The following is a 9,533-nucleotide window of genomic DNA, read 5'->3' as shown; positions in this document are numbered from 1 at the left end:
CGAACATAGTCATAGCCGGACAGCCCGAAGGCGTGGTAAAGCAAACTTGTGGACATGGCGGTTCATCCTCCCGATGGTTGGTGGTACTTCCACCGGTTGGACGCCATGTCCTATTTTTTGTCAAAAGTATCCTTGAGCCGGATGAACCATAAAAAAGCTGGGTATCCTTGCGGATTGCCCAGCTTTTAAAATTTCTAGTGTTGGAAGAAGCTATTCCTTCTCCACAACTTCCCGAATCTGGTAAGTCTTAGTCCCCATGACAGCGTCATAGGTGTTAGCAAGCGATTCGAGGATAAATCCGGTGGACATGAAGCCCAGCGAACTCAGGTAGAGCAGGATGCAGCCCATGAATGGCGGGCGGGTGCCCATGTGGACCCCGAAGAAGACTTTTTCATAAAGCAGCCAGACTATGACCAGTGAGGCGAGCATGAACATGACCAGACTGATGCGTCCGAAAAGATAGATGGGACGCTGTTTGAATGAGGACTGGAACCAGAGCATGACGATGTCGAAGAGGACATCAATGGAACGGGACAGTCCGTAATGGCTTTCCCCGGCAAAGCGCGGGGGCGCGGAGATGGGTACTTCGGATGTGGAGCCGCCCATGCCGTAAACCAGTGCGGGGATGAGCCTGTGCTGACCTTCGCGCAGGGTCATGGAGCGGGCCAGTTTGCCTTTGAGTACGGAAAGACCGCCCATATCCTTAACCTGACAGCCGCTGGTCGCGCGCATGAGGTAGTTGGCTATTTTGCTGGGCAGCTTGCGTTTGATCATGGATTCGCCGCGATTGGTGCGGCAACCGGAAACAAGGTCGTAGCCTTTGCGGATTTCTTCGATTAGGGATGGCACTTCTTCAGGCTTGTGCTGAAGGTCTCCATCCATGATAACTACATAGCATCCTTTGCTTTCCTGAATGCCGGCATAGATTGCGGTACATTGTCCACGGTTGCGGGCCAGCATGACTCCCTTAAGGTTGGGGTCATCTGCGGCAAGCTCGCGGATAATGGATTCGGTGCTGTCGGTGGAACCGTCGTTGACCAACAGGATTTCATAGGTGGTATTCATTCCCTGCAATGCGGCGGTTATGCGTTTGTGAAATTCACGCACGCAGCCTTCTTCATTGTGCATGGGAGTGACAATGCTGACTTCTATATCTCTTTTACATTCTTCTGCTTGTTGCATTATTTAATTTCTCCGCTACGGGGATCGATCTGTCCGTAGTTGGCGGGGGTGGCCCCCAGTTCTTTAAATATTTCCAGCCATTCCTTATGCAGCAGGGATTCGGATTCCTCTTTCCACTGTGCTTCCACCCGCATGGGACCGAATTCTGACGGCAGCGGGCCGTCTCCCTCCTGCGGAAGACCGGGATGGCAGACAATTTCAACTATTTCAGGTCGATACATTTCGACGTATTTCTTAAAAAGATACGGATCCAGATTTTCCTTCTGGTCACCAATTCCCCATACGCAATCAGCCGTGCGCGGCTCTTTGCCGGGAAAACTTGCCCCAAGGCAGAGTTGTAGAAAACGGGTACGCAGCATGCCTTTGTCAAAGCGGTTTAAGGGGGCATGTTCAAAGGGACGGCGTATCCATTTGATCCCGTATTTGCAGGCAATCCTGCCTGCCAGATTGTAAAGTCCGGGCCAGGCATGAATATGTTTTTCGCTGTCAAAATGGGTCAGGCGGATCTTGTGGTCGAGTAGATATTCCACCTGCGCGGACCATTCTTTTTCCACTTCGGAAAGCTTGATGCGTCCGGTTGCGTAACGCAGCAGCAGGGATGTGTAGTTGCCGAAAAGCAGCCCGTCATCATCCACAAGACTGGGGATGTGGTCCGGGTTGGAGATGGGTTTGCCGCGCAGCAAATTCAGGTGCGCTCCCAGTCCCAGTCCTTCATGTTTATCCTGCAAAAGCACGGATTCGGACAAATCCGGTCCGTTGGCAAGTACCGTGGACGAGGTTACAACCCCGGCTTCGGCAAGCTGGTCCACTGCCCGGCGTACTGCCGGATGCAGCCCGAGATCATCCACATTGATTACAACTAGCATCATACCTCCGGTTTCAGACCCGGCAGTTTAAATGCATGTGGCACGAAGGTAAAGTAAAATGGTGCGGCAATGCGCGAGATCAGCCGAAACCGCTGATTTTGGCTTCGGAGCGGACCAGATTGATGGCGATCTCGCCGATGGCAGGGCGATAGGTCCCGGCCCGGATCTGGTCGCGGAGTTTGGTGAGCTTTTCCTGCCGTTCAGTCGAGTCTTCTTCATTGAAAGAAGAAGCCTGTTCTTCAGGCGTAAGGGTGCAGGACAGCATAATGCCGTCTATATCAGTCTTGTCGAAAGTCATCTCCCCTCCCGGAGTGTATTTTTCAACTATACTGGTTATGGTTCTTGTGTGTGGTTATAAATCCTATCGTCCGTTTGCCGGGGATATTTAGAGCTGATGGAAAGAAAAAAGCGAAACCGTAAGTGTACGGTTTCGCTTGGTTTTTATTGTGTTGTGGTATGAATGATCGCGCTGCAACTATCTAAAACTATTAAAAGTTTTTGAAGAGTCCAGAGAAACTTTTTCCAAAAAGTTTCTCTGGTCCCCGAAGGGCCGCCGGAGGCATTTTACAATACATCCACCAGATCCAGATCAAGGCCGGATTCTTCCATGGCTTTCTTGCTACCCAGAACCACGACATCTCCATGTTCAGCCACAGACTTGGCAGCAGCACCGAAATTGCGGAAATCCTGTTCACTGCAACCGAGCACCTGATCACGAATAGTCTGCCTGAAAGCAGCATCTTCACCGCTCAGATGGCGTACCATGGAGGTGAAGCCCTTGGCATCGGGAAGCATGTAATTGTCGATCTCCCCGATCCCGCCGAGAACAGCTTTCTCAAGCTCATCGCTGTTTACTTCGAGAGTGTTCAGGTATTCAGCAACTCCGTCGTAGGTATCGAGAGTGCGGTTAAGATTGGGATCGCGGTAGGAAACGAAGCTCAGGCTGCCGGAAGAACGGTCGAACATGGAGAAAGAGCCGTAAGCCCCGCCCTGTACGCGGACCTTGTCCCAGAGATAACCGGTACGCAGATAACGGCTGATTACGTGCGCTGCACCGGAATATTCATAACCGTGTTCATATACATCGGCACCCTTGGCAACATAGTTGACCTGCGCGGGAATGCACAAACCTTCAGCTTTTGAAAAGGAGGTGCGTTTACGCTGGGCAACGGTTTTGCTGCCAGCAGGTAGGGTTCCAAGCATGTCTGCAATGGAATTTTCAACAGAACCGAAGGTCTTGGAGTCAATAGTTACGTTGGTGAGCAGATTGGCCTGATTGAGGATGGTGGCCCGGATTTCTTCAAGATCAGCGACCACGGAATCAAAATCATTATCCATGCGCTGGGCCAGTTCACGCAGGAACTCAAGGCCGGAAATACCGTTCATAAGCTCGTTGATGTATCCGGCTTCGTTGAAGCGGGCTTTCATGCGCGTGGCAGCCATAATGTGCCCGGATGGAACAAGGGCCTGCTCCTTGCGGGCCTTGGATTCAAGTACCAGCTGGCGGATGCGCTCCTTGTTGTCTAAAGATGCTTCACGCAGCAGTTCACCCATGATGGAAAGCAGATCGGCACTGCGTTCGGCTGTGGACTTACCGCGTAGCACAAAGCGGGTGTAACTTTCGTCCACGCCGTGCTTGGAGTTGACGATGGAGGAGGGTGAAATTCCCCCGGTCTTGGCTGCCATGCGTCTGGTCATGGTCACGAAATCGGTGGATTTTGTTCCGGTCTGGACCAATGCCCGCCCGAAAAGAGGCAGGTAAGGGAGCAGCCTGTCTTCCAATCCTGCAAAATCAAAGGCGAGGTCAAGGTAGACAATGGAGTTGGTGTCCAGATCGTGGAAAAGCATTTCGGATTTTTCTTCGCTGACGATTTCCTTTCCTTCCTTGTCGAGATCGGAAACCTTGAGCCGGGGGATGGTATCCAGTGCTTCAGGAGCGTCGTGCGCTTCCTGCTCCTTCTGGAGTTCTTCGGCCTTGGCTACTACGGCTTTGTATTCGGTCTCGTCCATATCTGCACGGGCAGCGGCGAGCTTTGCTTTTTCCCTTTCCTCGCGCTCAGGGCCGACTTTGCTGTCAGGGGTGAGCAGCACAGAGGAACGGTAATTGTTGTTCAGGAAAATTTCTTCGATGAGTGGTTCGAAAATCTTTTCACCTTTTTCAATGCGGGCTTTGAGTTCAGCCAGCGGCTGCTCGTAACGTACATACTCAAGGGGATGTTCATCGTATAACCATGAGGTCATGGAGGTGATCATCACTGAAAGGCCGCGAGGGTAGGAGCCGGTGTTGTTCTCGCGCAGCTGGAATTCAATGGTGTTCAGGGCCGCATCAATGTCTTCACGGGCAATGCCTTTTGCAGCCAGGTCTTTCAGGGTGGTGAAGACCAATTCTTCAACCTTGGGTGCATCTTCAGCTTCAATGCCTTTGAGTCCGGTGGAAAAGTAGAGCTGACGTAGTTCGTTTTCCAGCCCGACCCCGGCCATATCTTCACCAAGCCCGGAATCATTGAGGGATTTGCGCAGAGGAGAGGAGGGCAGTCCGATAAGGATCTGCTCCAGCACGCTCAGCTCAAGGTCGGTCATGGAATCGCGGCCCCGACTGATACCGAAGTTGAGAGTGAACATGGCTTTCTGGTTGCCGTCATCGGAAGCAGCGTATTTCTTTTCTACTGTAACCGGTGCAGAGAAGGGAGTCTGAACTCCGATCTCGGATTTGGGATCAATTTTTTCAAACTGGGAAAAATATTCATCCAGCATAGCCAGACGATGCTGTGGATCATCATCCCCGTAGAAAAATGCGTAAGCATTGGAGGGGTGGTAGTACTTCCCGTGAAAATCCATGAATTCATCAAAGGTAAGCTCGGGGATCACTTCCGGGTCACCGCCGGAATCAAGGCCGTAGGTGATATCCGGGAACAGGGAGTGCTGGGTGGCTTCGTAAAGAAGGCTGTCCGGTGAAGAATACGCACCTTTCATTTCATTGAATACAACACCTTTATAGCTGAGCGTGCCGTCTTCTTCGGGAACGTAATGCCAGCCTTCCTGCATGAGGGTGTTGGGGGTCAGGTTGGGGAAGAAAACCGCATCAAGATAGACGCCCACCAGATTGCGGAAGTCCTGCTCATTAGGGCTGGCTACCGGGTAGACGGTCTTGTCCGGGTAGGTCATGGCATTGAGGAAGGTCTGCAAGGAGCATTTCAGCAGTTCTACAAAAGGTTCTTTGACCGGATATTTTTTTGAACCGCAAAGTACGGAATGTTCTAAAATGTGCGGCAGCCCGGTAGAGTTTTCCGGGGGAGTGCGGAAGCTGATGCCGAAGGTCTTGTTTTCATCATTATTGATTACGGACAGAACCCGTCCGCCGGTTTTTTCATGTTCGTAGATAACGGCCTCGCCGTTAAGTTCATTAAGATATTCGCGTGATATTTCTTTGAAGCCATGTGAATTGGTCATTTATATCTCCATAAGTTTGATGATCAACGGAAATTACCTAAAAAGTTTTCAGTTGGCAACGAACTAAACATTGTTTTCAAAGAAGTTCTACTACATAAAATCAGCTGTTTAAGAATTAATTAGTAAAGATTACGATTATTGTTGACAGGTGAAAAAGATTTTCATAGTCTGCTTTCAACAGATGAGAAAAAAATGTTACTAAAATACTGATTCTGAATTTAACCAATGTAGGAGATAGAAAATGAGCTGCACAGAAATTTTTGAAGAAGTCATTACCACAGCATCCATCGGCGAAACAGTTCCTGACTTTACTATGGAAGCATACGATCCCGAGGATTGCGGTTTTACTGAAGTGAAATTTGAAGAAGTACGCAAGGCGGGCAAGTGGCTGGTACTTTTCTTTTACCCTGCCGACTTTACTTTTGTCTGCCCTACTGAACTTGCTGACCTCGCGGACAAACATGCCGAGCTGGAAAAGCTGGGTTGCGAAGTGGTCTCCGTATCCACTGATACAAAGTTTACCCATCTGGCATGGAAAAATGACGAAAGGCTGCTCCAGAATGTGAAGTATAAGATGGCAGCAGACCCCACCGGTGAAGTTTCAGATTTCTTCGGTGTCTACGATCACAATACCGGTCTGGCCTTGCGCGGAACATTTGTTATCAACCCTGACGGCATGCTGGTTTCTTCTGAAATCAACTTCTACAACGTAGGCCGTAATGCAGAAGAGTTGCTGCGCAAGATCGAAGCCAATGTATATCTCAAGGATCATCCGGAAGAAGCCTGCCCCGCCAAGTGGACTCCCGGTGCAAAGACCCTGACTCCCAGTGAGAAGCTGGTAGGTAAGGTCTATGAAGAATTGAATGGTGAATAGGAAGGAGTTATCCTAGTTAACCCCTCTCTATGAATAAGCATAGTTAACCAATTACAGTCTATCCCAAGGTTAACCTCGAATAAAACATCATACCTAGTTTCCTCATAACTACAGCAGTACGCCCGGATTCCCCCATGATCCGGGCGTACTTGTTTTTTGCTTTACCGGATCATTCTTGCAGTTTATCCTGAAAGGCAGGGTGGAATTGTTCGATTAAATTTGAGGTAAATATGATTTGGGACGGCTTTGACGCGGAAAAATTTGAAACATGGTTCAAAACTTCTGCGGGGCAGTTTGCCCTTGAGCAGGAAGTGAGGCTTATGGACCATCTTATTTCCGGCTGGCCTAGGCGTAAAAGAAAATTGCTGGAAGTGGGATGCGGAACAGGGTTGTTTCTCGATCATCTTTACCGCTGCGGTTTTGATGTGAGCGGAGTGGACCATTCTCCGGTAATGCTCGATGCAGCTCACAAGCGGCTGGGAAACCGTGCTTCCCTCTATCTTTGCAATGGGGAGCATCTTCCTTTTACCGATAATGAATTCGACTTTACCGTGCTCTGGACCGTATTGGAGTTTTGTTCCAATCCAGAAGAAATGTTGCGCGAGGCTGCAAGGGTTTCAGCCGGAGGAATTCTGATTGGTTTTCTCAACCGCCATTCAATCTATTTTTTCACCCATGGCAGGATGTGGCCTTGGGCTTCTTCCTCAACCCTGCGCAATGCACATTGGTTTTCACCTTCGGAAATGCGCAGGGGGGTTAAGGATGCCTGCGGATACAGCCCGGTCATGACCCGTTCCGTATTGCCCGGTCCTATGTGGAGTTGGAAGAACAGGACCCCATTAAAGCAGTTGAATGGAATTATTTATCCTCCGTATTTTGGAGCCTTTACCGGATGCAGAGTTGATTTCCGTAACCGCCGGCCCATGAATCCGCTGCATGCATGGAAGCATATGCCTTCAGCAGCTACTTCCACTAAAAGGAAAACCCTGAAACCGGAATGCTTCAGGGGTTTAAAGTAAATTCGCCAAGGAGATTTCAGATGAAAAAGCTGGTTTCATTGTTGATTGTTTGTATTCTTTTTGTTGCTTCCGGTTGTGCCAATAAAGCCCAGTCCGGTGCCGGGATCGGAGCTTTGGCCGGGGCCACTATCGGTGCCCTTACCTTTAAAAATAAGGCTTCAGGGGCAGCCATCGGTGCGGGAATCGGCGCACTTATGGGTTATGTGGTCGGGAACGAGTGGGATAAAAAAGATGAGCAGCAGGTTTCAAAAACTTTGGAAAACAACCATTCTGGCGAGACTTCCAGCTGGACTAACCCCGATACCGGAAAATCTTACAGTGCCACTCCTTCGCCGGCTTATGTGAATCAGGGTAATGTCTGCCGTGATGTGACCATCACCGAAGACGGCGGCGAGAAGATTATGGCCAAGGCCTGCCGAGGTGAGGATGGGGTCTGGAGGCTGCAAGAATAGCTTTCGAATCTTGATGATAAAAAAGCGCGAATCCAGTGGGATTCGCGCTTTTTCTTAATTTTATAGAGAAGTGAGTGCTGATTATAATTAATAGAATAGGTTGCACTGACATTAAATGGAAGCTAAAGGAAGTGCTTGCTCCTATCCGGTTGGAAAGAAGACCACTCCCTGGGGAAGTGGAAGAATGGAAGCGGTCTTCTTTTCAGCGGAATCCCGCCAACTAATTAACGATCAGCAATTGGACGTCGCAGACGTTAGTGTTGGTGGGGCCTGTTTTATACAAGGCTCCTACCATTTGAAGGAAGTGGTAGGAGTCGTTGTTTTTTAAATATTCGGCAATGGAAATTCCCATTTCGCGGGATTTTTCCAGAACCGCAGAGTCGGCAAAACCTCCGGCCGCGTCAGTGGGGCCGTCGTTACCGTCAGTTGATGCGGCAAGGAAGTGGATGGATTCGCCGTTTCGTTCATCCTGTCCCAGCCGCATGAGAAATTGCAGGGCCATTTCCTGATTACGGCCGCCCTTGCCGTCTCCTTTCAAAGTCACCACTGTTTCGCCGCCTACGATTATGCAGGCCGGTTTCTTTTCCAGCAGTTCCCATTCGCGTTCATCCTGAGCCACAGCCCAGAGCATGTCGGCAGCATCAGCAGCTTCTCCCTGCAAACGGGAGGTCAGCATGCGCACATTGTAACCCAGTTCTTCAGCCTTATCTCGTGCACCGAGCAGGGCGATGCGGTTAGTGCCGATAAGGATGTTCTCGGCTCTGATTTCACTGAATTCATTTTTTTTCAGAGTCTCGAGCAGTTTTCCTGTGTTGCCCAGTTCAAGGGCCCGGACCACATTGGCCGGGATTTTATCCCGCAGTTTGTAATTATCAATGATGGACATAGCATCGCAATAAGTACTGCGGTCATAACTGGTCAGCCCGGAGGCGATGGTATCAAGGTTGTCGCCGACAACATCCGAAAGAATAAAGTTCAGGCTGCGGGCCGGACGTAAACAACGCAAAAGCCGTCCGCCCTTGAGGGATGAAAGATGTTTGCGGATACAGTTGATCTCGCTGATGTCAGCACCGCAGGCCAGCAGGGCTTTGGTGGTGTTCTGTTTATCCTCAAGGGTTACTTCGATTTTTTCTCCGTCCACCTCGGCATGCATGGGGCTGGAGAGCAGGGCGGAACCGCCGCCTGAAATAAGGTTGATAACCAGAGTCTTCTCGGTGGTAGAGCAGGCCAGTTCTTCTATTTCGCGGGCCGCACGGACACTGTTGTCATCCGGTACCGGGTGGGCCGCTTCAATGGTCGTGATAAATTTGAGTTCTTCAGTGTGACCGTATTTTACCGAGATCAGTCCGGATTCAATGCGCGAGCCTAAAATTTTTTCTATGGCAAGGGCCATTTTAGCGGTGGCTTTACCCGCACCGATAACCACAATCCGTTCGAATTCCTGAAGATCAACAACCACATCACCTTCGTCCATGCTGACGGTCAAAATTTCGCCTGCAAGGAATACTTTGTTGGTGATGATTTTATATGGATCAACGCGGTCCAGTGCTTCGGCAAAAATCTGCCGGAGATGTTCCTGTTCGCTGGTCATCATATCTTGTTCCTCAGAATCGTTATTTGCGAAAAGGCAATGCGTGTCCCTGCCTTATTACACAACCTTGCCGCATGCAGGGTTGCAACACCTTCCGGC

8 protein-coding genes are annotated in these 9,533 nt (G+C 50.1%); 3 read left to right on the top strand and 5 right to left on the bottom strand.

Going from position 1 to position 9,533, the window contains the following annotated elements; all coding sequences use genetic code 11:
- Window positions 1–210: 210 nt before the first annotated feature.
- From FMS18_RS15295 to FMS18_RS15280, 4 genes are all read right to left on the bottom strand, one after another.
- On the bottom strand, window positions 211–1,182 hold the full coding sequence (locus FMS18_RS15295) for a glycosyltransferase family 2 protein (RefSeq protein WP_163295542.1): 972 nt from the start codon (window positions 1,180–1,182) through the stop codon (window positions 211–213).
- Entirely contained in the window at window positions 1,182–2,051 is an 870-nt protein-coding gene (locus FMS18_RS15290; RefSeq protein ID WP_239061056.1) for a ChbG/HpnK family deacetylase, read from the bottom strand. Before FMS18_RS15290 ends, FMS18_RS15295 begins: the two co-directional genes overlap by 1 nt.
- A 76-nt stretch (window positions 2,052–2,127) precedes the next feature.
- The gene (locus tag FMS18_RS15285; RefSeq protein ID WP_163295541.1) at window positions 2,128–2,346 is read right to left on the bottom strand and encodes a flagellar biosynthesis anti-sigma factor FlgM; all 219 of its coding nucleotides are present in this window, start codon (window positions 2,344–2,346) and stop codon (window positions 2,128–2,130) included.
- A gap of 266 nt (window positions 2,347–2,612) precedes the next feature.
- A complete protein-coding gene (locus FMS18_RS15280; RefSeq protein ID WP_163295540.1) occupies window positions 2,613–5,498 on the bottom strand; it encodes an insulinase family protein in 2,886 nt (961 codons plus the stop codon).
- Between the two features lie 241 nt (window positions 5,499–5,739).
- Between FMS18_RS15280 and FMS18_RS15275 the strand changes: the two genes are divergently transcribed.
- The 3 genes from FMS18_RS15275 to FMS18_RS15265 all read left to right on the top strand — a co-directional run bounded on the left by FMS18_RS15275 (window position 5,740) and on the right by FMS18_RS15265 (window position 7,843).
- Window positions 5,740–6,372 (top strand): peroxiredoxin, encoded by a 633-nt coding sequence (locus FMS18_RS15275; protein WP_163295539.1) that lies wholly within the window; start codon window positions 5,740–5,742, stop codon window positions 6,370–6,372.
- A 230-nt stretch (window positions 6,373–6,602) separates the two neighbouring features.
- Complete coding sequence (locus FMS18_RS15270) at window positions 6,603–7,391, top strand: class I SAM-dependent methyltransferase (protein WP_163295538.1); 789 nt, start codon at window positions 6,603–6,605, stop codon at window positions 7,389–7,391.
- Between the two features lie 20 nt (window positions 7,392–7,411).
- Entirely contained in the window at window positions 7,412–7,843 is a 432-nt protein-coding gene (locus tag FMS18_RS15265) for an RT0821/Lpp0805 family surface protein (protein WP_163295537.1), read from the top strand.
- A gap of 220 nt (window positions 7,844–8,063) precedes the next feature.
- Here the strand turns inward: FMS18_RS15265 and FMS18_RS15260 are convergent, their stop codons facing one another.
- A complete protein-coding gene (locus FMS18_RS15260) occupies window positions 8,064–9,437 on the bottom strand; it encodes a glycerate kinase (RefSeq protein WP_163295536.1) in 1,374 nt (457 codons plus the stop codon).
- Window positions 9,438–9,533 lie beyond the last annotated feature (96 nt).

The organism is Desulfovibrio sp. JC022 (genome assembly GCF_010470665.1).
Taxonomy (GTDB): Bacteria; Desulfobacterota; Desulfovibrionia; order Desulfovibrionales; family Desulfovibrionaceae; genus Maridesulfovibrio.
Note: the sequence above shows the minus strand (reverse complement) of the source record. Positions and strands in the feature narration are given on the sequence as shown.